The sequence below is a fragment of the Pseudomonas sp. CAM1A genome (genome assembly GCF_047501685.1).
Lineage (GTDB): Bacteria > Pseudomonadota > Gammaproteobacteria > Pseudomonadales > Pseudomonadaceae > Aquipseudomonas.
The window spans coordinates 1-23,444 of sequence record NZ_JBFNXP010000007.1; the positions used below are offsets into that span (position 1 = coordinate 1).

Here is a 23,444-nt window from a genome sequence, read left to right on the forward strand (position 1 = left end):
CGCTTTCCTCATTTCGTGTCAAGCGTTTATTTTGAAGTTTTTCGTTTCACTTCAAACACTTGACTCGCTGCGATCTCTCGTAGCGGGAGGCGAATCATACAGCGTTACAACCTGCTGTCAACTGCCTTTTTCACCGCTGCCGATCGTGATACCGAAGCACCTCCGCAACTCTCTTCAACAATCAACTCATTGATATTCAAGGAGTTTTTCGTTCCGATGTCGCTGGAAGTGGGGCGCATTATAAGGGGATCTGAAACCCCGTCAACCGTTAATTTCATATATTTGCAATGTCCGGTTCAGACTGATGAAGAACCTCCCCGATCGGCAAGGGCTTGTTCAGCAATACCCCCACCAGCACCGCAAAGATCAGCGCCGCGACACCGGCACTGTACAGCACCGCCTCGAAGCCGCCGATGAGCGCCTGGCGCGCCAGTGGTGCCGCCACCTCTCTCAGCCTTGGGTCGAGCAACGCCAACGCGGCCTGCAGATCCCCCGCCGCCACCCGCGTGGCCATCTCCCCTGCCGCACCCAGCGCCTCGGGTGCCTGGATCGCCAGGGCATCGCGCAGCAGTTGCCCACTGCGCGCCGCAAGGATGCCGCCGAGAATTCCTATGGCAAGGACGATGGCCCCAAAGCGCGTGGTGGTGCTCAGCCCCGAAGCCATACCGGTGCGCTCACGCGGCACGCAGGCCATGATGTTCTTCTGCGTATCGCCATTGAGCAGCCCGGCGCCGGCGCCCAGCACGACACTGGCCAGGGCGAACGCGGCATAGCCACCCTGGCCGGTGGCCCAGGCGCAGGCCAGGTTGCCCACCCCGACCAGGACCAACCCCAATGCGAATACCTGGGCCGGCGACAGGCGCGCAGCCATGCGCATGCCCAGCCGAGGCGTGAGCAGCATGGCCACGGCGAACGGCAACATGCCCGCGCCCGCGGCCAGGGCCGACAGCTGCAAACCGCCCTGCAGGTACAACGGCAGCAAGGTCATCATTACCTGCGCACAGGCGGCATAGGCAAACATCCCTAGCAAGGCGCCGATGAAGCGCCCGCTGCGCATCAGGCCGAGGTCGACCATCGGCCGCGCCTGGCTGCGCTCGACCATCACGAACAGGCCAAGCAGGAACGCGGCGATCAGCAGACGCCCCAACGTGGGGGCGCTGTCCCAACCGACCCGATTGGCGTCGATCAAGGCCCAGATCAGGTAGCCCAGGCCACCGGCGAAAGTCAGGCTGCCCAGTGGATCGAACCGCGCCGCCGAACCGTCGCGGGACTCCTCGATACTGCGTACGACCATGAACGCCAGCACGATCACCAGCGGCAGGTTGATATAGAAGATCCAGCGCCAGCCCAAGGTACTGGCGATCAGTCCACCGAGCAGCGGCGCGAAGGTGATGGTCGCGCCCATGCAGGCGCCCCAGAAGGCCCAGGCCCGCATGCGCTCCTGCGGCGCATGGAAACGGTGGCCGATGGCGGCCAGCGCGGCAGTCAGCAACAACGCGGCACCGATGCCCTTGGCTGCGCGGGCCAGATCAAGGAACAACAGGCTCGGCGCGGCGCCGCACGCCAGCGAGGCAGCGCCGAACAGCGCCAGGCCGAGCAGCAGCATGCGCCGCCTGCCAAAACGGTCGGCCAGGCTGCCAGCGGGTAGCAGGCAGGCGGCGAACGCCAGCAAGTACGCACTGACCACCCATTCGATATCGCTGAACGAGCCGGACAGATCGCGGGCAATGCTGGGCAAGCTGACCGCGACGATGTTGGTGTCGAGGATGATCACGGCGCACACCGCCGAGGCGGTGAACAGGGTGAAGCGTGGTGAGGCGGCTGCAGGCATGACAAGGCTCCGTTATAGAGAGCAGGCGGGTCGTCGCCGCTTTACCGCCACGACGCCAGCCTTGTAGTGTTGCCTCAACCATAACGCCGCAGGGCGCCCGGCTTGTTAGCCAGCACGTCCCGCGTCATTAGCGCCTGGCTAACGAGGCCCCATGGAGATACGTCACTTCCGCTACTTCCTTGCCGTCGCCCGCCACGGCCACTTCACCCGCGCCGCCGAGCAACTGGGTATCGCCCCGCCGACCCTGAGCCGGCAAATCCAGGACATGGAGCGCGAGCTGGGCGTGCGGCTGTTCGAACGCAGCCAGCGCGAGGTAAGCCTCACCGCTGCAGGTCAGGCCTTGCTCACCGAGGCCGAACAGGCGGTGCAGCAGTTCGACGCCGCGCAGTTGGGTGCGCAGCGTGCCGGTCGCGGCGACAGTGGCCGGATCGAACTCGGCTACGTTGCCTCGGCGGCTTACTCCGGCACCCTGCAGCAACAGGTCAGTCGGTTTGTCCAGGCCTATCCCGACGTACAGCTGAACATTCGCGAAGTACCCATGCTCGAACTCCCCTCGCTTGTCGACGAGGGCCAACTCGACCTCGCCTACTTGCGCTCGCCGATGGAGCTGCCGCAGACCCTGAATGCCATTGCCCTGCATCAGGAAGGTTTCGTCCTGGCGCTGCCGGCCAGCTCGCGCCTCAACGAACTGAAGACCATCCCGGCCTCACGCCTGGCCGACGAAACCTTCATCTTGCCCGAGCAGATCTCCGGCACACTGGCCATTGCCAGCCAGGGCAGTTTCACCCCGCGCCTGGGACCGCAACCGGGCAGCCTGGTGGCGGTGCTCACCCTGGTGTCACTGGACCAGGGCGTGGCTGTGGTACCGGCGTCGGTGGTCCAGCGTATCAGTTTGCCCCAGGTCAACTACCGGCCCATCGCCGACGCCCAGGCAAGTTCATGGCTGAGCCTGGTGCACCGCCGCTTCGAAAAGTCGCCCGCAGTGCTGCGCTATATAGAGGGAGTACGCCAAGGTGCCGAATGATCACCTACGCATCGGTTATCGGGTGCTGCTGGCGTTGCTTGCCTGCCTGGCCTGGCCCGCGTGGGCCGACGACACCATGCAGACGATGGCGCTGGGCAAGGCTGCGCCCTACCCTTTCTTCACCTACGCCAATGCCAGGCTCGACACCCGCCTGCCGGTCCGACATGCAGTGATCGTGCTCCATGGCGTGCGCCGTGATGCCGACCACTACTATCGCAGCGGCCTGCTGCTGCTCGGCAATGCGGGACTCACCCAGGACGATACGCTGCTGCTGGCCCCCCGCTTCTTCAGCAAAGACGATCCACAAGCAACGCCCACTCCGCCCTTGTGGGTGAAAAGCCAATGGCTGCAAGGCCACGAGTCCGTGGCCGGGCCCACCGGCATCTCCGCATTTGCCGTGCTCGACGACCTTCTTGCCTACCTCGCCGATCGTCATCGGTTTCCACACCTTGAAGACATCACCTTGATCGGCCACTCCGCCGGCGGCCAACTGTTGCAGCGCTACACCCTGCTCGGCACGGGCGACCAGGCGCTGCGCGCCCTTGGCATCCATGTGCGCTACCTTGTCGCCAGCCCCTCCACCTACCTGTACCTGGATGCCAACCGCCCCCTTGGCGAAGGCTTCGCCCCTTTACCTGCAGCGCAGTGCGCCGACTACGACCGTTACCGTTATGGCCTGCCGGGCGCACCGGACTACTTCGCCACGCAGCGTCTCGATACCCGCCAGGTGCTCAGCCGCTACGCCGCACGCGACGTGACCTACCTGGTCGGCGAGCGCGACCGTCACCCGCACAGCCGGATCATGGACCGCAGCTGTGCAGCCCAGGCCCAGGGCAGTGACCGGGTCGAACGGCAACTCAACTACCTGCGCTACGAGGCTTTTCTGGCCCAGCGCTGGTCGATAGCGCTCGCGCATCGCCAATACGTACTGCCGGGCATCGGCCATGACCCCGCCCGCCTGCTGACCGATCCAGGCGTTGCCCAGCTGCTGTTTTCCGGCCACTGACATATCACCACGCCGCGCAGTACACTCGGGTCCTCCCCCTTTCGGAGACGTCCAAGGTGCATCACGCAGGAAGCGATGAACATCCACCGGCACGTGCCCGAGCTGGCGCGGTCATCTGGCTTACCGGACTCTCAGGCGCGGGCAAGTCGACACTGGCCCAGGCCCTGGCCCGAGCGCTCCATGAGCTGGGACATGGCTGCTACGTGCTCGACGGTGATGTACTGCGCACAGGGCTGAATGCCGACTTGGGTTTCTCGCCCGAGGATCGCCACGAAAACATCCGCCGCACAGCCGAGGTGGCGGCACTGTTCGCCGATGCCGGGCTGATCTGCATTGCCGCGTTGATCTCGCCCTATCGCGCCGGACGCGCCGCCGCGCGCCTGGCCTGCAAGGCAGGCTTCCACGAAGTGCACGTCAAGGCTGATCTGGCCACCTGCGAGGCCCGCGACCCCAAGGGCCTGTATCGCCGCGCCCGGGCGGGAGAGCTGCCGGCCTTTACCGGGATCGATGCGCCCTACGAAGTGCCGGAGCGACCGGAGCTGGTGGTGGAGACGGCACAAGTGCCGCTGCCGCTAGCAACGGCGCAACTGCTGGCGTACGTACAGCAGCGGGTACTGCACCAACCGCAGTAGGCGCGGGCTGATCCCGCGCCTGCTGGTTGTGCTCAACTGCCCGGGGCGATATCGCCACGCTGCCAGCGTGCCTCGTTGTTGCCCAGGGCCTGGGCAATGTCGGCGAGTTCGCCGGACGGCAGGGTCTGCGGCAACGGGTCGAGCCCGGCGCTGGCGAACACCTGGCCATAGCTGTTGCGCAGCTCGGCATAGGCCAGGTCGCGGCGCAGGTCGGCCTGCAGCGCATTCAGTTCGCCCTGGATCAGCTCCAGCTCGCCAATGCCCTGCGCCTGATGGCGATTGCGCAGTTGCTCGACGATCTGCTGGTCAAGGGCGACCAGTTGCTGGCTGGTGGCGAACTGGCGGCGAGCTTCGTTGTAGTTGGCATTGGCCACATAGAGCTGGGCCAGGATGGCCATCGACATCGCCTGGCGACGCGCCTCGACCACCTGCTCGCCAGCCTTGGCCACATCGATGGATGCCGGCCCCGACAGCACGTTGAACAGGTTCCAGGTGACCTTGACGCCATAATCGGCCCAGTGCTGGTTGGTCAGGAAGCTGTTGCTGTCGTAGTGCCCGCCCGCCGAAAACTCCAGCCCCGGCAACATGCGCAGCATTGATTTGCGCACCTCGGCGGCGCTGATGCGGGCCTGGTAGTCCTGCTCGCGCAACTCGGGGCGCGTGGCCAGGGCCTGCTGCTCCAGCGCTTCGAGGCCTACCTTGAGCTCCGGCACGCTGTAGTCGTCGGTGGCGGCGAGGGTCAGCTCGCTACCCGGCGGCAGGTTGATCAGTGCCCCCAGCTCAGTCTTGGCCAGCGACAGCGCGCGGCGCTGTTCTTCCAGCTGGCGGGTGGCCTCGATCAACGAGCGCTGGTAGTTGAGCGCCTGGATCGGGTCGCCGATGCGCTGGTCACCCATGCGCTGGCTGTTGTCCCGGGCCTGCTCGACCCGCACCATCAGTGCGTCGATCTGCTTGAGCAGACGTTCGGCGGCGACCGCCCGCCAGTAGGCCGAGCGCACGTCCTGGATGATGGTCTGTACCACCTTGCGCCGACGTTCCTGGACGATCAGGCGCTGATCGCCCTGTTGCTTGGCGCTGACATAGCTGACACCGAAGTCGAGTACGTTCCACACCATGGTCAGGTCGGCCACGTCGCGGTCGCGGTCCTGGGAGGTCGATGGCTCCAGGGACTGGGTATTGGTCAGCACGCTCTGGCTGCTCGATGCGCTGACGTTGCTGCGTCCGGCGTAACCGGCCGACAGGGCCATGCGCGGCAGCATGTCGAAGGTGGCCAGGTCGACCTGGCGCTGGGCCAGGGCTTCTTCCATGATCTTCAGGCGTGCCTCCAGGTTGTACTTGACCGCACGGGCCATGGCCTGGTGCAGGGTCAGCGGCCCGTGCAAGGCCTCCTGGCCCTTGAACATGCTGGCAAGGTCCGCCCGCGCCCGCTGCTCGCTGACGCTGCGGTCGATGGGCTGGGTCTTGACCGCGCACCCCGTTACCGCCAGTGCCAGTACGCTTACCGCAAAAATCCTCGATGCTCTGCTCATCCCTGTCCGCCCCCTTGGTACGGCACTGCTGTTCTTCTAATTGGATTGCTCGCGTGCGCCGGCTCAAGCCTGCGGCACGGGTACCTCGACCTGCCCCAACGCCTGCGCCAGTTGCCTGGCCTGGTGTTGCTCCCCCTCCCGGAAGGCCTGCAACTGCTGCCCGAGGGTCGGCGCCCCGGTCAGGCCCTTGCCCGCCCCGGCCTCTGCCCCCTGGCGGAATGGTTTGCCACCGCTCAGTTCATACTGACCACCGTCATCCGGCAGCGTCTTGTCGAAGATGTTGGCCAGGCTGCTGGCCCCGAAGACATTGGCGTCACCGCCACCAAAGCCGAGGAAGCCGGCCCCCGAACCATTGCCGATACCGCTGTCAGCGTGCTGGCCGGCGAACACCTGCGCCAGGTAGCTGGGCGCCAGCGCACCGTTGTGGATGAACAGATTGCCCAAGGTCGGCAGCCCACCGCCCGCTGTCGGCACCTCGAACAGCGGCTGTGGCAGCAGCGGCGACTGGAACGGCGCGGTTACCGGCAACGGTGCGATCACCGGCGTACCTGGGCTGGCCTGGCCCGGGCGCGCCGGTGGGTAGGCGCGGAACTCCGGATCACCATCGGTCGACTGCAATGTCACGCTTTGCCCGGCGAAGCCGCCGACCAGGGTGTTGCCTGCGCCATCGAGAATGCCGCTGCCACTGGCCTTGAGCCCCAGGGCCAGGCCACCACTGCCCGCCACGCCTGCGACATTGACCTGCCAGGTATGGCCGTCGAGGCGCACCAGCGACTGCAGCGTGCCACTGGCATTGCCACTGGCCAGCAGTTCGAAGTCGCCCAGATCCACACCGCTGACGTCCTCGCTGAAGGTCACGGTGAAGGACTGGCTGCCCGGCGTCGGCGACGGATTCGCCACGATCGAGACCACGCTGGGTGGTGTGCTGTCGACAATGACCCCGTGGCTATCGCCAATATTGTTCACCCCCGGTGTCAGTTGATTGCCGGCCGCATCGTGCAGGCTCGCACCATTGGCCGACAGGCCAAGCACCTGGATGCCGTCGGCATCGTTGTCGCCGGCCTGGATCTGGTACTGGAACACCAGCGTCGGCGTGCCTGAGCCAGCCACGAAATCGGCGTAAACCGTGCGCCCGCCGACATCCAGGGCAAGCCGCGGCACGCCGTCGACCAGCACCGCTTCGCTGGTGTTGACCACGAAGGTGAGCACATCGCCGGTGTTATAGAGGACGCCGACCGGCACGCCGACACTGCCCACCGTGGGGGCGTCGCGGTCGATGTTATACGTGGCGCCGGTCAGGCCACCGACCAGTGCGTTACCGGCCACATCGGTGATACCGGTGGCACTGCCATTGAGGTTCAGGCCCAGGGTGCCGGTGCCGTGCACACCACTGACGGTAATCACATAGACTCCGCCGCCCAGCGCTTGCAGGCCGCTGAGCGTGCCGCTGGCCGAGCCGGTGCCGACCAGGCTGAAATCGCTGAGGTCGACGCCATTGACCTGCTCGTTGAAGGTCACGGTGAAGCGCACGCTCTGGGCATTGCTCGGCGACGGGTCGAGGGTGACGATGCCGATCGCGCTTGGCGCCTGGGTATCGACCAGCACCTGGTGGGTGTCGGCTACGCCGTTGAGGGTCAGGTCCATGGCATTGCCCGCGGCGTCGACAAGGGTCGCGCCATTGGCGGCAAGGCCGCTTACGGTGATGCCGTCGCTGTCGTTGTCCCCGGCCTGCACGGTGTACTGGAACACCAGCGTCGCGGTGCCTGCCCCGGCCACCAGTTCGGCAAACACCGTGTGCCCGCCGATATCCAGCGCCAGCCTTGGCGAGCCCGATACCTGCACGGCTTCACTGGTGTTGACCACGAACACCAGCGAATCCCCGGCATTGTAGGAGACCCCGACCGGGCCACCGACGCTGGTCACGCTGGGAACGCGGGTGTCGATGGCATAGTTGTTGGAGTCGGTACTGCCCACCCCGGCGTTGCCTGAAGACGCCGCGACCACACCGCTGTTGTCCAGGGTGATCAGGTTGCTGCTGTCCTCGACGCCGTTGCCGGGCGTGAGGGTGGCGGTCCAGGTGATGCCACCATCGCTGCTGCTCAAGCCGCTCAAGGTACCGTTGGCCACGCTCAGGTCGGCCAGGGTGAAGCCGCTGACCGCTTCGCTGAAGGTGATGGTCACCAGTGACGTTTCGCCGACCCGCAAGGCATTGTCGGCAACCACGATGGTGGCCGTGGGCACCACGGTGTCGACCGTGTAGTTGGCCGACGAGGTGGTGCCGACGCCGGCGTTGCCAGCCAGGTCGCTGACACCGGTGTTGTTCAGGGTGATCAGATTGCTGAGGTCCCGCACCCCGGCATTCGGGGTGAAGATCGCGGTCCAGGTGATACCGCCGTCGCTGCTGCTCAGCGCGCTCAGGGTGCCGTTGGCCACTGTCAGGTCGGCATTGGTGAAACCGGTCACCGCCTCGCTGAACGTGAACGTCACCGTGGTGGTTTCACCCGCGGTCAGGTTGGCGTCGGCGATCACGATGGTGGCGGTCGGGCGCTGACTGTCGATGGCGTAGTTGTTCGAGTCGGTGGTGCCTGAGCCGGCGTTGCCGGCCAGGTCCGTCACGCCGGTGTTGTCCAGGGTGATCAGGTTGCTGGTGTCGGTGATGCCGGCAGTCGGGGTCAGGGTCGCGGTCCAGGTCACGCCGCCGTCGCTGCTGATCAGTGCGCTCAAGGTGCCATTGGCCACCGTCAGGTCGGCATTGCTGAAGCCGCTCACCGCCTCGCTGAAGGTGATGGTCACCAGTGACGTCTGGCCGATGGCCAGGTTGCTGTCGGCCACCACGATGGTTGCGGTCGGGCGAAGGGTATCGATGGCGTAGTTGTTCGAGTCGGTGGTGCCGGAGCCGGCGTTGCCGCTGCTGGCGCCAACCACGCCACTGTTGTCCAGGGTGATCAGATTGGTCGCGTCCTGGATATTGCTCGACGGGGTGAAGATGGCGGTCCAGGTGATGCCGCCATCGCTGCTGGACACCGCGCTCAGGGTGCCGTTGCCCACCGTCAGGTCGGCGTTGGTGAAACCGCTCACCGCTTCACTGAACGTGATGGTCACCAGGCTGGTCTCGCCCACGCGCAGGGCCGAGTCGCTCACCACCACCGTCGCCGTGGGCTGCAGAGTGCTGACGGTATAGTTGGCGGAGTTTGTGCTGCCGGAGCCAGCATTGCCGGCCAGGTCGGCCACCCCAGTATTGCTCAGGGTGATGACGTTGCTCGCGTCCTGCACGTTGATTGTCGGGGTGAAGGTGGCCGTCCAGGTGATACCGCCGTCGCTGCTGGCCAACCCGCTCAGGGTACCGTTCGGCACAGTGAGGTCAGCCAGGGTGAAGCCGCTCACCGCTTCGCTGAAGGTGATGGTCACCGTGGTGGTCTCACCCACGGTCAGGTTGCTGTCGGCCAGCACGATGGTCGCGGTCGGGCGCTGGGTGTCGATGGCGTAGTTGTTCGAGTCGGTGGTGCCGGAGCCTGCGTTGCCGGCGAGGTCGGTCACCCCGGTGTTGTCCAGGGTGATGAGGTTGGTCGCGTCGGTGATGGTGCTGGTTGGCGTGAAGGTCGCCGTCCAGGTGATACCGCCATCGCTGCTGGACACCGCGCTCAAGGTGCCGTTGGCCACCGTCAGGTCGGCATTGCTGAAGCCGCTCACCGCCTCGCTGAAGGTGAAGGTCACCAGCGACGTCTGGCCGATGGCCAGGGTGGGGTTGGCCACCACGATGGTCGCGGTCGGGCGCACAGTGTCGATGGCGTAGTTGTTCGAGTTGGTGGTGCCGCTGCCTGCGTTGCCTGCGGCATCACTCACCCCGCTGTTGTCCAGGGTGATGACATTGGTTGCGTCGGTGATGGTGCTGGTCGGGGTGAAGGTTGCTGTCCAGGTGATGCCGCCGTCGCTGCTGGACACCGCGCTCAAGGTGCCGTTGGCCACCGTCAGATCGGCGTTGGTGAAACCGGTCACGGCCTCGCTGAAGGTGATGGTCACCTGCGACGTCTCACCGATCCTCAAGTTGCTGTCAGCCACCACGATGGTCGCGGTCGGGCGCTGCGTGTCGATGGCGTAGTTGTTCGAGTTGGTGGTGCCGCTGCCAGCGTTGCCGGCCAGGTCGGCCACCCCGGTGTTGTCCAGGGTGATGAGGTTGGTCGCATCGGTAATGGCACTGGTCGGGGTGAACGTCGCGGTCCAGGTGATCCCGCCGTCGCTGCTGGAAACGGCGCTCAGGGTGCCGTTGGCCACCGTCAGGTCGGCATTGGTGAAGCCGGTCACGGCCTCGCTGAAGGTGATGGTCACCTGCGACGCTTCACCGATGCTCAGGTTGCTGTCGGCCACCACGAGGGTCGCCGTCGGGCGCTGCGTGTCGATGCTGTAGTTGGCCGAACTGGTGGTGCCTGCGCCGGCGTTGCCGGCCAGGTCGGTGACACCGGCGTTGTTCAGGGTGATGACGTTGCTGGCGTTGGTGATGCTGTTGGTCGGGGTGAAGGTGGCGGTCCAGGTCTTGCCGCCATCGCCGCTGGAGACCGCGCTCAAGGTGCCGTTGGCCACGCTCAGGTCGGCATTGGTGAAGCCGCTCACCACCTCGCTGAAGATGATGGTCACCGTCGCCGTCTCGCCCACTTTCAGGGCCGTGTCGCTGAGGGTGATGGTGGCGGTGGGCGGCACGGTTTCGTGGATGGCCACCGACACCGACGCCGCGCTCGAGGTACCGCCGTCACCATCGTTGACCGTGACCGACAGGGTACGGGTGGCCTGGCCGATGCTGTTGGCGGCATTGCTGTTGTCGTAGGTGAGGTTGCGCACCACCGCCTGGACCGCTGCGGCGCTGGCGTTGCCGTTGAACGTCAGCACCAGATTGGCGCCGCCCGTGCCCCCGGTGTAGGTGCCGATGGCCACGCCACCGTAGCTGACCGTATTGCCGCTGACGCCGACCTGCCCGGCGCCATTGCCCTGGTGGCGGATGCCCAGCACATCTTCACTGGCGACGCCGTTGGCGCTGACGGCCACGGTCAGGTTACCGCCGGCAAAGTCGGCCGAGTCGCTGTCGGTGACCGTGGCGTTGCCGCCGCTGTCGAGCAGCACGGCGCCACTGCCTTGGGTGAAGGTCTGGCTGTCGCCGTTGAGGTTGGCGATCACCGGCACGGCATTGGCCGGCTGGACCACCACCGAGGCCGTGCGGGTGGTACTGCCCATGTCGTCGTTGACGCTGACCGTCACGCTACGGGTGCCACTGGTCCAGGCCCCGGTGCTGTTGCCGTAGGCCACCACGGCGAGGATCGAGCGGTACTGGGCTAGGGTGGCCACGCCGCTGAGCGACAGCACCGTGGTGCCGGAGCCGCTGATGGTGATGCCGTAGCTGGCCGCCGTGGCGATCTGCCCGGCGCTGAGCGACAGAGTTTCGTTGCCGCCGTCGAGCACGCCGCCCAGAGTGAGGGTCGCGCCGCTGACCTGGATGTCGCCGTCGGTCTGGGTGAGGCTGATGTTCGGCACGATGGCCACCGGGCTGCCGGCGAAGTTGACCGTGCTGTCGTTGCCGCCGGTGTTGGTGTCGAGGTCGACCACCGGGGGCGCCGAGTACAGCACCTCGTAGGCACCGATATCGACGCCGCCACCACGGGGCCGGTCGAAGCCGCGCAGGTCGGTGGCCGGCGCGCCCGCAAGGGTGCCCTGGTCGATGGCGTTGCTGGCGGTGCTGGCCAGCCGGTAGTCGCCACCGGCGGCGTTGACGAAGTTTACCGTCGTGCCGATCAGGTTGGTGGTGCTGGTATAGCCGCCGCCACTGCCACTGTTGGTGGCGGCATCAAGGGCTGCGCCATTGACGGTGTTGCCGGTGATGATGCTGTTGCGCACCGTCACCGTGCCGGCGCCACCGGTGGCCCAGCCCAGGCCGGCGGAGTTGATGGTGCCACTGCTGGTATTGAGGTAGGTGTTGTTGGCGATGGTGCTGTTGACGATGGTCACCGACCCCGTGCTGTTGCTCAGCACGATGACCGAAGCGCCGGCGACCGTGGCGGTGGCGGCGTAGGTCCCGCTGTTGTTGTAGATCGCCACGTTCTCCAAAACGTGGTTGTTGTTGCCGCCCAGGCGCACCAGCGACGACATGCCGGTGGCGCCGACGATGCTGGCGTTGTTGTCATGGATCGTGGTGTTGCGGACCACCACCGTGGAGCCAGCGGTGGTCGCCGAGTTGATCACAGTGCCGGCGTTGTCCTGGAAATTGGAGTCCTCGACGGTGATCGAACCGCCGTTGGCGCGAATGGCGCCACCGGTGATGTTGCTGGAGAAATGGCGCATGTCCAGGTTGCGCACCATCAGCACACCGCCGCCGTTGCTTTGCAGGCCCGAGGCCTCGCCGGCATCGCGGGTGTTGTTGCTGTTGACGTCGCCGCTGAGGATGATGTCGCCCTTGCCGTCGCCGTCGACATCGCCGTTGATGGTGATGTTGCTGGTCACCGCCAGCGCCGTGGCCGACGACCAGCGGATGGTCTCGCCTTTCAGGTTCTGGTGAAACACGATGATGTCGTTGCCGCTGCCCGCGGCAGAGCCGTCCACCGAGGTATCGGTGTTCGCCGCCTGGATGGCCTCGGCCAGGGACACCTGGCCATCGTTGGCGATCAGCGAGGCATTGCTGCTGGTGACGGTGATGGTCGCCAGCGAGGTGTTGAACGCCGACAGGTCGCCGCGCTGCACGCCCACGCCGCTGGCCACCACACCGGAGACGGTCTCCAACGCCCAGTCCTCGCCGGCGCGGTTGCCGGTCGAATCCGACGAGGCGCCTACGTCGGCGCCGCTGAGCCGCGCCACCTCGTTGACGAACAACTGGCCATCGCTGCCGGCGCCGGTGTTGCAGGCAAAGAAGCGGATATCGCCGCCGGGTGCCAGGCTGGCACCGATGCGCGCCAGGTCGGCGCCATGACTGGCCAGTTGGTTGGCCCAGATGGCATTGCCGGCCAGGTACACATAGCCGCTGTCGCCGTGGCTGATGATATCGACCGAAGTGACGTCGCTACGGCCATTGAGGTAGTCGGCGATCTGCTTGAAGCCGTCCTTGCCGTTGTCCAGCACCACCACCTCGACCCCTGCGGGTAGGCCTGCGATGAGCTTCTGGTAATCGCTTACCGCCGAGTCGATGAACACCACTTCATGGTTGCCCGGGATCGCGGCTATTGGTGCGGTCGCCGGCGCCGCTTCATGGGCCGGTTCGTGGGCGGTGTTGTCGCGTGTACTGGCGGCATCACTGGCAGCGCTGGTGTCCTTGCCTCCGGTTGCGGCAGTAGCGGCTTCGACCGCCTGAGCCCCCTGATCGGCAACCACGCCTACCGAGGCGTCGAACATCATGCGCGGTTCCAGGGCCTGGATGAGGTTGGGCCGGCTCACGGAAACGTTGGGTGTGTGGGTGTCCTTGCCGCGTTTCCAGAATGCCATGATGCCCTCGTTCAGCCCTGGGGCTGGTTGTGCCTGCCGGCCTTGAAGATGTGGACGGCCTGTCCTTGTTGGGAAATCCTGAACGGACGACGGGGCGCCGATGTGCGCCCCGCAGTCCTGCCTGCTATTTGCCTGACTTCAGTTGCGCGACGGGAAGATCCCCTCGACAGCAATAATGAAGTTGATGCCCAGATACGGGCTCTGGATCGAGAACGGCTGGTTGCCTGCTGCAGTCACGCCCGTCGTGGCAGGGATGGTGAGGTTGAACGGCTTGAGCGTGGTATCGCTGGCGGTGGAGGCGTAGATGTCGATCGTCACCCCTGACCCGGACGAATCCTTCGGTTTGGCCAGTACGCCGGTGGTCGAGGGGGCCGGCAGGTCGGCGTCACCTTCTGCGGCAGGGATGGCGACCGATACGGTCTGGGCGGGAATGTTCACAGCCTGCGACGCCATGTTCAGCGATGTCAGCGTGGTAGTCGGCGTACCGGCTGCCTCGCCGAGATCGACAATCGGCAAACCGGGGCCTTGTCCCTGCTGGACCGGCGCACGGCCACGCAGGTCAGGCAGGGCGAATGTAGTCTGGCCATTGCCTCCGTAGGTCGTACCCAGAATCGAGAACAACGCAGTGTTCTGGGCGATGCTTAGCAGCTGCCCTTGGCATAACATCCAGCCACGTGGCGCGAAGTTTCCCGCGAACAATGTGATCTGACCGATGAATGGCTCACTCATTTACTGCACTCCTTTGACAACGCGGCAAGGACGGGCATCAAAGCCCGCAGGTAATCACGTTCGTGACAGGCACGCTCAGAGCTGCCGATCGGCGTGGAAAATCGTCTGGAGCTCCGGCCCCCTTGGGTATCTGGGCTCACCGGTTACATCAGTCGCGGCAATGGACGTTGGCCGACTCATCTTCAGCGACAGGCCGTTCTCGCCGACCACCTGGAACCCACAGCGCTGGTAGAGCCGCAAAGCCGGGTTGTGGGAGGTCACATGCAGGTCGGCGCTGAGCCCCCGTTCATCGGCACCTGCCAGCCACTGGCCGAGCAGCCGGCTGCCGATGCCTCGGCCGCACCAGGCGGGCAGCAGGGCCATGTCGATGAATTGCACGTGGCTGTCGGTCCACAACAGGTAGGCACGGCCGATGCGCTCCCCCGCCGCTTCGATGACGAAGAAGTCGGCGTCGGCGAACTGGGCCTGGTAGTAGTCGTGCTGGGCTTGGAACTGCTGGTCGAGGAAGGCATCGATGGCGGCCTGCGGCCACGCCAGCAGGGCCATTTCGGCGGCACGCGTGGTGCCATAGAGCTCGCGCAGGAACGCCCGGTCGGCGTCCACCATGGGACGGAGGTTCACCTCGGGGATGGACATCGGGTCTGGCTTCCCTGCGTAAGGTTACCCCATGGTGAGGGGCGCACATCCAAGTGAATTGTCCTACACGATCATTCGCAGCGTAGCCGAAGAACAAGGCATATAGCCACTACCCGAGCGGGGTCTTTACGACTATTTTCTCAAACACCCGTTCGAGGTACTTTGACGCCACTTTCTAGGCATTTCGCAACCGTATGGATTCCAAAGCGTTGTACGGCTGCAGGGCCCATCGGGCGACTGCCGCGCGCACCTCGTCGCTGGCCTCGTCACGCTTGCGCTGGCCATCGGCGCTGAAATTTATGGCCGGCTGCTTGGCGTCGAAGGCTGCAATTGCCTGCAAATCCGGCACATCGCCTGGCGGGATACCAAACAGCGGTCCCAGACGCCCCCACACGGCGTCGGGCAATTCGCTGTAGTTCACCGCGATGGCGCCTTGGCGTTCGCACAACGCTAGGCCAGCCGCGAGGATTTCGCCAATCATCCGGCAGGTGTATTGCACCGCACCCATGCCCTCGGTTTCGGGCAGCACGCTGTCGAGCCCAGAGGCTCCGAGCAGGCCCGGCACCCGGTGCATGCCCGGCTGGCGTAGTTGGGAAACGACAATCTCCAGCGGGTCACGGTAGAGGAACACCCGTGGCACCTGGGGATACAGCGCCGTCAGCAATGGCGCCTCGAAGATGTTCCAGGCATCGAGCTTGATCAGCAGCTGGCGCTCGTCGCCCCGACGACACTGACCGTAGGCCGAACACAGCGCACGCAATACATCGGCCTGCCAGGCGGCGGCGGCCGGGTCCTGGCGCACGGCACGCAGCAGGTTGTCCAAAGGCGGCGGCTCAGACAGCACGATGTTGCGGGCCTGGCTGGCGAGCAATTGGGCGATCAGCGTCGAGCCACAGCGCGAGGCATGGAACACCAGCGCCGATGGCGCCAGACCCGGGCTGCGCGCATGCCAGTCGAGCAAGGCCTGGACGTCGGTGTTGCGGCGCATGGCCTGGTTGAACGGCAAGCGCAGCGCCTGGTCGACGTCGTCGCGGAAAAACGGCCGGGCCAGGCGCCTCTCGCCGAACCAGCACCAGTCCACCCGCCATCCGGCGTCGCCTTGCCAGAGGCGGATGGGCAGCCAGCCGTGAAAATCCATCGGGGTATTCACACTCGCCATTGATCGCTCCATGCCTGCTTGCCCCGGCGCATGGCGCCCAGGACTTCTGCCTCGGAAAACGCCAGCCCTAGCTCGGCACCAAGGCGCACCGCCTCGACCACGAAGGCCCGGGGATCCTCCAACGCCTGTAGTTGCGCGACCAATGCCGGGGCCTCACTCACCTGCTGGCGAAACCGTTCGAATGCCTGCCCAGCCCTGCCGGGCTGCAAGGCCGGCGTCTGCGCCAGGCCTTGGTCGATCAGCGCCAGCAACCAAGGGTCGGCCGCGCAGTCGAGTATCAGGTGGATGCGCTCGCCGGGCCCGGGGTTGGTGACCCGGTGGGGGCGCGACAGGTCGATGAACCAGCACTCGCCCGGGCGCATCGGCACTTGCAGGCCATCCACCAGGAACTCCACGCCCGGCGGGCTCAGCAACGGCAGGTGCAGGCGCAGGCAGCCGCCCGGGCGGCCAAGGTCGGGGTCACGGTGCTCGTGAATCCTCGCCCCCGCGCCCAGGCGTAGCAGGCGGGCTGCGCGCAACGATGCCTGGAAGGGTGCCAGCGCTTGCTGCCAGGCCGGCTCGTCTTGCCACCAGGCCAGGCTTGTCGGCGCGCCGGTGCCTGGGGCCAGCGGCAACGGCGCGTCCTCGGCGGCGACCAGCGCTACACCGCTCCAGTCGCCTTCGTGGTAGCCCCGGTTGAAATGCGCCTGCCAGGCTTGAGTGTCCAGCCGGGTCAGGGCCTGCAGCAACGCGGGCAGGTTCGTGGGCAAGGTAAGGCGGGAACACAGTGGCAGCGTGGTCTCGGTCATGCGGGCTCCTTGCGTTGGCATTGTCTTGAACGGTGTTCCTGGCGATGGATAGCGTAAAAACGACGAGTGTCTGGAGGGAAAGGCCGCCTAAAACCCACTCTCTCGCACCCCCAACGCCGCCAACCGTCGCCAGACAGCCCCCAGCAACGACTCACGCGCGCCCTCCAGCACCACCACGCCACGCAACGGCTGGGCCACATCGGGCACCTCGATCAGCGGGCTAAGGCGCACGCCATACTGGGCCTGCACCGGCTCCGCACGCTGCTGGCCATCACGCCGCACGGCTACCGGGCCATGGCGGTCGGAGGCCAGCGCTTCGAGCTCCAGCACGGCCACGCCAGTGGCATCCACCTGCTCCACGCGCACCGGTAATGCCGGGCGCACCGGGTCATCGGCGATAAAGCGCCCTTCGCTGCCGGCCGCCACCCGCCACAGGTCGGCCTCGGCCAGGTAGCCGCGCAAACGCAGCCCCGGCTCAACCACCCGGCCCAAGGTCTGTGCCGGGCTGACCCATTGCCCCGCTGCCAGGCCGGCCGGCAGGTCGCGCAACACACCGTCGCGGGGCGCGCGCAGCTGCAGGCGCTCGCGCTGGGCGGCCAAGCCGCGGTACTCGGCCACGGCTTCGGCCAATTGCTGTTCGAGCACGCCGGCATCCGCCGCTGTCTCGCTACGCCCGGCCTGGCGGCGTAACAGCAGCTGCAGGATGTCGATCTCGCGGCGCACGATGGACTGGCGCGAGGTCAGGTCGGGCGATTCCAGCTCCACCAGCAGCTCGCCCTGGCGAACCGCCTGCCCTTCGCCCACCGGCAAGCTTTTCACCCGTGCCGCCACCGGCGCATGCAGGGCGCTGACGCGGGACGCCTCGAGCATCGCCGGCACCTCCACCGCGCCACGCCAGGGCACCACCAGCACGGCCAGCAGCAACCCCAGCGCGGCCGCTACCCGCAACGTCTTGCCCGGCGCCGCCTGGCCACGATGCAGCCACCATTGGCGCAACTCCTTGTACACCGGCAAGCCGATGAACCAAGCCAGCTCCACCAGCATCAGGAAGATGCCCAGCACCTTGAAGAACAGGTGATACACCGCCAGGGCGATACCGAAGAACAGCACCGCGCGCCACAGCCAGGCGCCATAGCCCCACACTAGCAAACGACGGCGCATGGTCGGCGACCAAGCTTCCGGGGCCGGCTCGCCATAGCCGAACAGCGCCTCGCGCAGTCGCCAGCGGCACAGGGCAAAGGCGCGGTTCTGCAGKTTCTCTACCCGCCACAGGTCGCTGATCAGGAAGTAGCCATCAAAACGCATGAAGGGGTTGAGGTTTACCAGCAAGGTGGTGATCCAGGTGGCGCTGGCCAGCATGAACGCCGCCGTGCGCGCCGGGCCGTCAGGCAGCAGCGACCAGGCCAGCAACGCCAGCACCGCCAGCAGCAGCTCGGCGAACACCCCACCGGCATCGATCAGTAACCGCGCACGGCGGTCACTGACGCGCCAGGCATCGCTGACATCGGTGTAGAACATCGGCAACAGCACCATGAACGCCAGGCCCATGCTCTGCACCCGGCACCCGGCGCGCTTGGCCATGAAGGCGTGGCCGAACTCATGGCAGAGTTTGGCGAACCCCAGCGCCACGCCAAAGGCGAGGATCCCGCCGAGGCTGAACAGGTGCGGGAACGTGGCGATGAAGCGCGACCAGTCGCGGATCACCAGGAACACGCCCAACGCCAGCACCAACGGCAAGGCGAAACGCAAGATCCAGCCAGCATGGCGTTCGAGCACCGGCCATGCGCGGTTGAGGAAGGCATCCGGGCGCCACAACGGAATCCGGAAGAACAGATACTGGTGCAGCACACGGGTCCACAGGCTCTGCCGGGTGGCGGCGGCCTTGGTCGCATAGCTTCCGCGCTGGCGGGCGTCTTCGGCGCCGATCAGGTCGTGCTGGCCGAGAAACAGCAAGAGCTCTTCCAATGCCTGTTCGTCGACTGCCAGGCCAGGCTCGGCGTTGGCGGCCGCCAGCACACGCTGCGGGTCACCCAGGCGCCAGTGCTGCAACAGCCGCACGGCGCCACCGCCCAGCTTGAAGTAACGCCCGCGCAGCGGGTCGGCCAGGGTCCACTGCGGCGCGCCGTCATGCCCGGCCGCCGCCGGCGACAGATGCAGGTCGGCGCGCAGCACCGGCAGGGTCACAGCCCCAGCCCCTGACGCAACGCAGCCAGTGGGCGACGCAGCAGGTAGTAGACCAGCGGAGCGCGCTCGCCATACACCTTGGCGGTACCGCGCAAGCCGATGCGCGGCGGTGCCTCGTCGAAACCGGCGTCCAGTCGGTAGGCCAGTTGTCCGGCTGCGCTGGCCTGGGCCTCGTAGGCAGCGCGTTCCAGGCGAGCGCCATGGCGGTGCAGTGGGTCGCTGTCGAGGAACAACGCCACTTCGGCACCGGGCTGCAAGGCGATGGCATCGCCCACCGGCAGCTCCAGACGCAGTTCGGCCTGCTGCGGATCGGCCAGTTGCATCAGGCGCTCACCGGTCTGCACGGGCTTGCCGGTCCAGCGCTCGGCGTCGGCGAACACCGCGATGCCCGCACGCTCGGCGCGAATTTCGCTGCGGCCGAGGAGCTGGCGGGCGTAGTCGAGTTCGGCGCGTTTCTGCTCCACGCGGGCGGCCAGCAGGTCGAGGCGGGCATTGGATTCGGCATCGCTGAAGGCGCGCTGGGTGCTGGCCTTGAGCTCGGCCTCGGCGACCCCGAGGGCGCGCTCGGCGACATCGACCTGGGCCTTGAGGGTGGTGGCGTCGAAGCGCACCAGCAGATCACCGACGGCAACCGTCTGGTTGGGCTTGATCAGGAACTCGGCGATCACTCCGTCCAGCGGCGCGGCAACCACCCGCCCTGCCCGCGGCACGACCTCGGCCGGGGCCAGCACCGATTGGCGTACCGGCACCAGCAGCACCAGCAACGACAGCCCCAAGACCACCAGCAGGCGCCGCCGGGGCCAACGCAATCGCCAGGGTTTGGCCGGGCCCAAAGCCAGCCAGGCGTGGGCGTAAGTCTCCCCCAACTGAGTGAGCAGGGCTTGCTCGGCGGGGTTGAACGCCTGGTCGCGGGCCAGCCACAGCCCGCCGAACGCTTTGCCCTGGCGATCGAGCAACGGCAGCCAAAATGCGTGGGCGGCGGATAACGAGCGCCAGTCTGCCTGGGCCTGGGTGTCCAGCGTCGCCGGATCCACGGCCCCGGCCTGGGCCGCGACGCCGGCTGCCTGGAGCGTGTGAGCGGCGCGTTCGACAAACGCCACGAACGGCGCATGGGCCTCGACCACACTGATACCGGTCAGCGCCCGAACCTTGCCGGCGATCAGCAGGGCGGCATGGCGAAAACCGAATAGTGTCTGGCCATCGTTGACCATGTTGTAGGCCAACTGCTCGGGACCAGCCGCCTGGCGGGCTTGGCGCTGCAGGCCGAGAAACAGCGCGAAGGCATGCTCAGCCACCCCCGTGGCGGCGGCCGTCATGGTTGTGCGGCGAAGTGGGCGGTACCGCTCATGCCGGCCAGCAGCCCTTCGCTGTCGCGGGGCAGTTCGCCGATCAGCAGCAAGGTCTGGCTGCCCTCGTCGATCCGCGCGCCGACGCGCTTGACCTGTGCCTGCAACGGCTTGCCGGTTTCATCAGGAACAAACTCGAACGGTTGGCCGGGCTTGAGCTGCCCCAGCCACCGCGAGGGCACCAGCAGGTGGATCTCCAGCGAGCGGTTGTCCACCACCTCGAGCAGCGGCGAGCCACTGGCGACGCTTTCATGGGGCTGGGCCCGGCGCTGCACCACCCGGCCATCGAACGGCGCGCTGACCACGCAGCGCCTGACCTGCACCTGGTACACCTGGGCCTCGGCCTGAGCCTGGGCCTGCTTGGCCTCGGCCAGCGACACCTCGAACTGGCCGACCGACTTCAGCGCGGCCAGTTGGCGGTTGTGGTTGAGTTCTTCGCGGGCAGCGCGCACGGCGGCCTGGGCGGCGTTGAGCTGAGCCTGGTAGGCGCTGCAATCGAAGCGCGCCAGGGTGCTGCCCTGCTTGAAGTCCTGGCCATCGGCATAGGGCATCTCGACGATGCGCCCGGCCAGCTCACTGGACAGCACGGCCTGATCGCGGGCACGCAGTACACCACGGGGGTTGTGTCCGGCACTGGACGCTGCGGGGGTATCGAGCAAGGGGTCGGCGGGCGGGTCACCGGCCTGTGCCAGCGGCAGGTGCAACAGACTCAGAGTCAAAGCCAGACGGAAACCGCGAAGCATGTTGCGCACTCCCTTGCGAGCTGATGGCCGGAGTGTAAGACAAAAGATGATGGCACGGATATATCACGCCGATGAAGATCCGGGATGCTCACAGTGCGCAAGGAGCAGGCCTTGGAACGGCGTGGGAGCGGGCTTGCCCCGCGATGAGGCCAGCCCATGTGACCACGCCACCCGGCACGGGCCTCGCCCGTGTTCGCGGGGCAAGCCCGCTCCCACAGAAACCGCGCAGGCATACGCAGCCCGGGTCAGCCCGGCGACCGCGCAGCCACCGCCCGACGCCCATGCCCTCGGGTGGTGATGATGCCGAGGAACGAGATCACGATCGCCAGGCTCAAGGTGGCGGTGACCTCGGCGCGGTGCTCCTCGGTAAACATCATCACGGCCAGTGCGCCGCCGATGAACAGGATCACTGCCCAGGTCAGCCAGGGGAACAGCCACATGCGGAACTTGAGGTTGGCGTTCTCGCGCTCCAGCCGTGCCCGCATGCGCAACTGCGAAATGGCGATCACCAGGTACACCAGCAAGGCAATGGCGCCGGAGCTGGCGAGCAGGAACTCGAACACGCCCTTGGGCGCGAAGTAGTTGAGGATGGCGATTGCCGCGCCGATCAAGGTGCTGCCGAACACCGCCGCACGCGGCACGCCAACCCGTGAAGTGTTCTTCAGCAGCGCCGGCGCATCGCCGCGTTTGGCCAGCGAGTACATCATCCGCGAGGCGATGTAGATCGACGAGTTCATGCAACTGGTCACCGCGATCAGCACCACGAAGTCGACCATCAGCGCGGCATTGGGGATGTTCATGATCTCCAGCGCGCGCTGGTAGGAGCCCACCACCGCCAGTTGCGGGTCGTTCCAGGGCACCACCGAGATGATCACGAAGATCGACAGGATATAGAAGGTACTGATGCGCCAGATCACCGAACGGGTGGCCTTGGCGATGTTGCGCGCCGGGTCGCTGGACTCGGAGGCGGCGATGGTCACCGCCTCGGTGCCGATGAAACTGAACATCACGGTGATAAAGGCACCGACCACCGCCGACCAGCCCTTGGGGGCGAAGCCGCCGTGCTCGTCGACCAGCGTGCTCAACCCGCTGACCTCGCGCTCCGGCAACCAGCCTGCCAGTGCGGCAAAACCCAGGCCGATGAAGCCGAGAATCGCAGTGACCTTGAGAATGGCGAACCAGAATTCGAACTCGCCGTACTTGGCCACGCTGAACAGGTTGGTGCAGGCCAGCAACAGCACGGAGGCCAGGGCGAAGATCCAGCTGTCTACCTGGGGGAACCAGGCGTTGAGCACATGCCCCGCGGCCAGCGCCTCGATGGGGATCACCAGCACCCAGAACCACCAGTACAGCCAGCCGATGGTGTAGCCGGCCCAACGGCCAATGGCCTGGTCGGCATAGGTGGAGAACGAACCGGTGTCGGGGTGGGCCACGGCCATTTCGCCGAGCATGCGCATGACCAGCACCACCAGGGTGCCGGCCACGAAATAGGAAAGAATGGTGGCGGGCCCGGCAGCCGCGATGGCATGCCCGGAGCCGACGAAAAGTCCCGCGCCGATGATGCCGGCGATGGACAGCATCGTTACGTGACGTGGCTTGAAACCTTGAGCAAGGTTGCCATCAGTTCCCACGGTGTTCATTGGTCTTGTTCTCTTTTTACTGACACAAGGAAGGGACGGGCAGGCGTAGGCGAAACGGTCTCCTCGGCTAAGGGCGGAGTACGTTGCGCACGCTCTGTTACGGCCTTCTCATGCGCCCGGGGCAACGCACCATGGGGATGCGGGCTTCACTTTAAGCTGGGCGCGGCGCGAGCAAAATGCTCGAAAACGTCAGACAACTGTTCGATCACGACACCACGTGCCCATGTACGTCAGTCAAGCCCCCGGACATGCCTGATTGCGTCAGTCGCGGTTACGGACTTCTACGCCGAGCTGCAAGACAGCGACGTGGAGATCGCCCGGCAGGCCCCCGACCTGCCCCGGGTACTGGCCGAAGGCGGCCTGGCACTGGTGCTGATCAGCACCTACCGGCTGACCGACGGCGAGGCGCCGCATTGGGGGCTGGTCACCGCCTGCGATGACGACTTTGTCTATCTGCACAACCCCAACACCAACCATGGCCGCCATCGCCAGGCCCTGGACTGCCAGTACTTGCCGGTCAGCCATCAGGAGTTCCAGCGCATGAGCCTGTTCGGCGGGCGCAAATTGCGGGCGGCGGTGGCGCTGTTCGAGCGGGAATGCGCCTTGGGCGGGAGATAATGCACGCCAGGCTGACTCGTGATGTGCACCCGATGGACCTGACATTTTTGCCAGTTACCCGGGCATCGGGCTGGTGCTAGTGTGATTTCACGCAGCGCTAAAGAATCTGGGAAGGTGCCTGGCT

15 protein-coding genes are annotated in these 23,444 nt (G+C 66.2%); 4 read left to right on the forward strand and 11 right to left on the reverse strand.

What is annotated here, in order from left to right; genetic code table 11:
- Positions 1-274: 274 nt before the first annotated feature.
- A complete protein-coding gene (locus ABZO33_RS16660; protein WP_414536928.1) occupies positions 275-1,831 on the reverse strand; it encodes an MFS transporter in 1,557 nt (518 codons plus the stop codon).
- Positions 1,832-1,982: 151 nt separating this feature from the next.
- Between ABZO33_RS16660 and ABZO33_RS16665 the strand changes: the two genes are divergently transcribed.
- From ABZO33_RS16665 to cysC, 3 genes are read left to right on the forward strand one after another with little or no spacing between them, the layout of a single operon-like run.
- Complete coding sequence (locus ABZO33_RS16665; RefSeq protein ID WP_414536929.1) at positions 1,983-2,855, forward strand: LysR family transcriptional regulator; 873 nt, start codon at positions 1,983-1,985, stop codon at positions 2,853-2,855.
- Positions 2,845-3,861: a hypothetical protein gene (locus ABZO33_RS16670; protein ID WP_414536930.1), complete on the forward strand. Its 1,017-nt coding sequence runs from the start codon at positions 2,845-2,847 to the stop codon at positions 3,859-3,861. Before ABZO33_RS16665 ends, ABZO33_RS16670 begins: the two co-directional genes overlap by 11 nt.
- Before the next feature lie 56 nt (positions 3,862-3,917).
- Positions 3,918-4,493 carry an adenylyl-sulfate kinase gene (cysC, locus tag ABZO33_RS16675; RefSeq protein WP_414536931.1) on the forward strand — a complete coding sequence of 192 codons (576 nt, stop codon included), beginning with the start codon at positions 3,918-3,920 and terminating at the stop codon, positions 4,491-4,493.
- 32 nt (positions 4,494-4,525) lie between these two features.
- Here the strand turns inward: cysC and ABZO33_RS16680 are convergent, their stop codons facing one another.
- The 10 genes from ABZO33_RS16680 to gabP all read right to left on the reverse strand — a co-directional run bounded on the left by ABZO33_RS16680 (position 4,526) and on the right by gabP (position 22,702).
- Positions 4,526-6,022 (reverse strand): TolC family protein, encoded by a 1,497-nt coding sequence (locus ABZO33_RS16680; RefSeq protein ID WP_038707307.1) that lies wholly within the window; start codon positions 6,020-6,022, stop codon positions 4,526-4,528.
- Between the two features lie 63 nt (positions 6,023-6,085).
- A complete protein-coding gene (locus ABZO33_RS16685) occupies positions 6,086-13,477 on the reverse strand; it encodes an Ig-like domain-containing protein (RefSeq protein ID WP_414536932.1) in 7,392 nt (2,463 codons plus the stop codon).
- A 138-nt stretch (positions 13,478-13,615) separates the two neighbouring features.
- The gene (locus tag ABZO33_RS16690; protein ID WP_414536933.1) at positions 13,616-14,206 is read right to left on the reverse strand and encodes a phage tail protein; all 591 of its coding nucleotides are present in this window, start codon (positions 14,204-14,206) and stop codon (positions 13,616-13,618) included.
- Between the two features lie 75 nt (positions 14,207-14,281).
- A complete protein-coding gene (locus ABZO33_RS16695) occupies positions 14,282-14,842 on the reverse strand; it encodes a GNAT family N-acetyltransferase (protein ID WP_414536934.1) in 561 nt (186 codons plus the stop codon).
- 175 nt (positions 14,843-15,017) lie between these two features.
- Complete coding sequence (locus tag ABZO33_RS16700) at positions 15,018-16,001, reverse strand: sulfotransferase family protein (RefSeq protein ID WP_414536935.1); 984 nt, start codon at positions 15,999-16,001, stop codon at positions 15,018-15,020.
- Positions 15,989-16,789 carry an aspartyl/asparaginyl beta-hydroxylase domain-containing protein gene (locus ABZO33_RS16705; protein ID WP_414536936.1) on the reverse strand — a complete coding sequence of 267 codons (801 nt, stop codon included), beginning with the start codon at positions 16,787-16,789 and terminating at the stop codon, positions 15,989-15,991. Before ABZO33_RS16705 ends, ABZO33_RS16700 begins: the two co-directional genes overlap by 13 nt.
- A gap of 87 nt (positions 16,790-16,876) precedes the next feature.
- A complete protein-coding gene (locus ABZO33_RS16710) occupies positions 16,877-18,973 on the reverse strand; it encodes an HlyD family efflux transporter periplasmic adaptor subunit (protein WP_414536937.1) in 2,097 nt (698 codons plus the stop codon).
- Positions 18,970-20,289: an efflux RND transporter periplasmic adaptor subunit gene (locus ABZO33_RS16715; RefSeq protein WP_414536938.1), complete on the reverse strand. Its 1,320-nt coding sequence runs from the start codon at positions 20,287-20,289 to the stop codon at positions 18,970-18,972. Before ABZO33_RS16715 ends, ABZO33_RS16710 begins: the two co-directional genes overlap by 4 nt.
- Complete coding sequence (locus ABZO33_RS16720) at positions 20,286-21,062, reverse strand: efflux RND transporter periplasmic adaptor subunit (RefSeq protein ID WP_414536939.1); 777 nt, start codon at positions 21,060-21,062, stop codon at positions 20,286-20,288. Before ABZO33_RS16720 ends, ABZO33_RS16715 begins: the two co-directional genes overlap by 4 nt.
- A gap of 245 nt (positions 21,063-21,307) precedes the next feature.
- Positions 21,308-22,702 (reverse strand): GABA permease, encoded by a 1,395-nt coding sequence (gabP, locus tag ABZO33_RS16725; RefSeq protein WP_414536940.1) that lies wholly within the window; start codon positions 22,700-22,702, stop codon positions 21,308-21,310.
- Between gabP and ABZO33_RS16730 the strand changes: the two genes are divergently transcribed.
- Positions 22,589-23,320 (forward strand): peptidase C39 family protein, encoded by a 732-nt coding sequence (locus ABZO33_RS16730; protein WP_414536941.1) that lies wholly within the window; start codon positions 22,589-22,591, stop codon positions 23,318-23,320. The genes gabP and ABZO33_RS16730 overlap by 114 nt on opposite strands.
- The last annotated feature ends 124 nt before the right edge of the window (positions 23,321-23,444 follow it).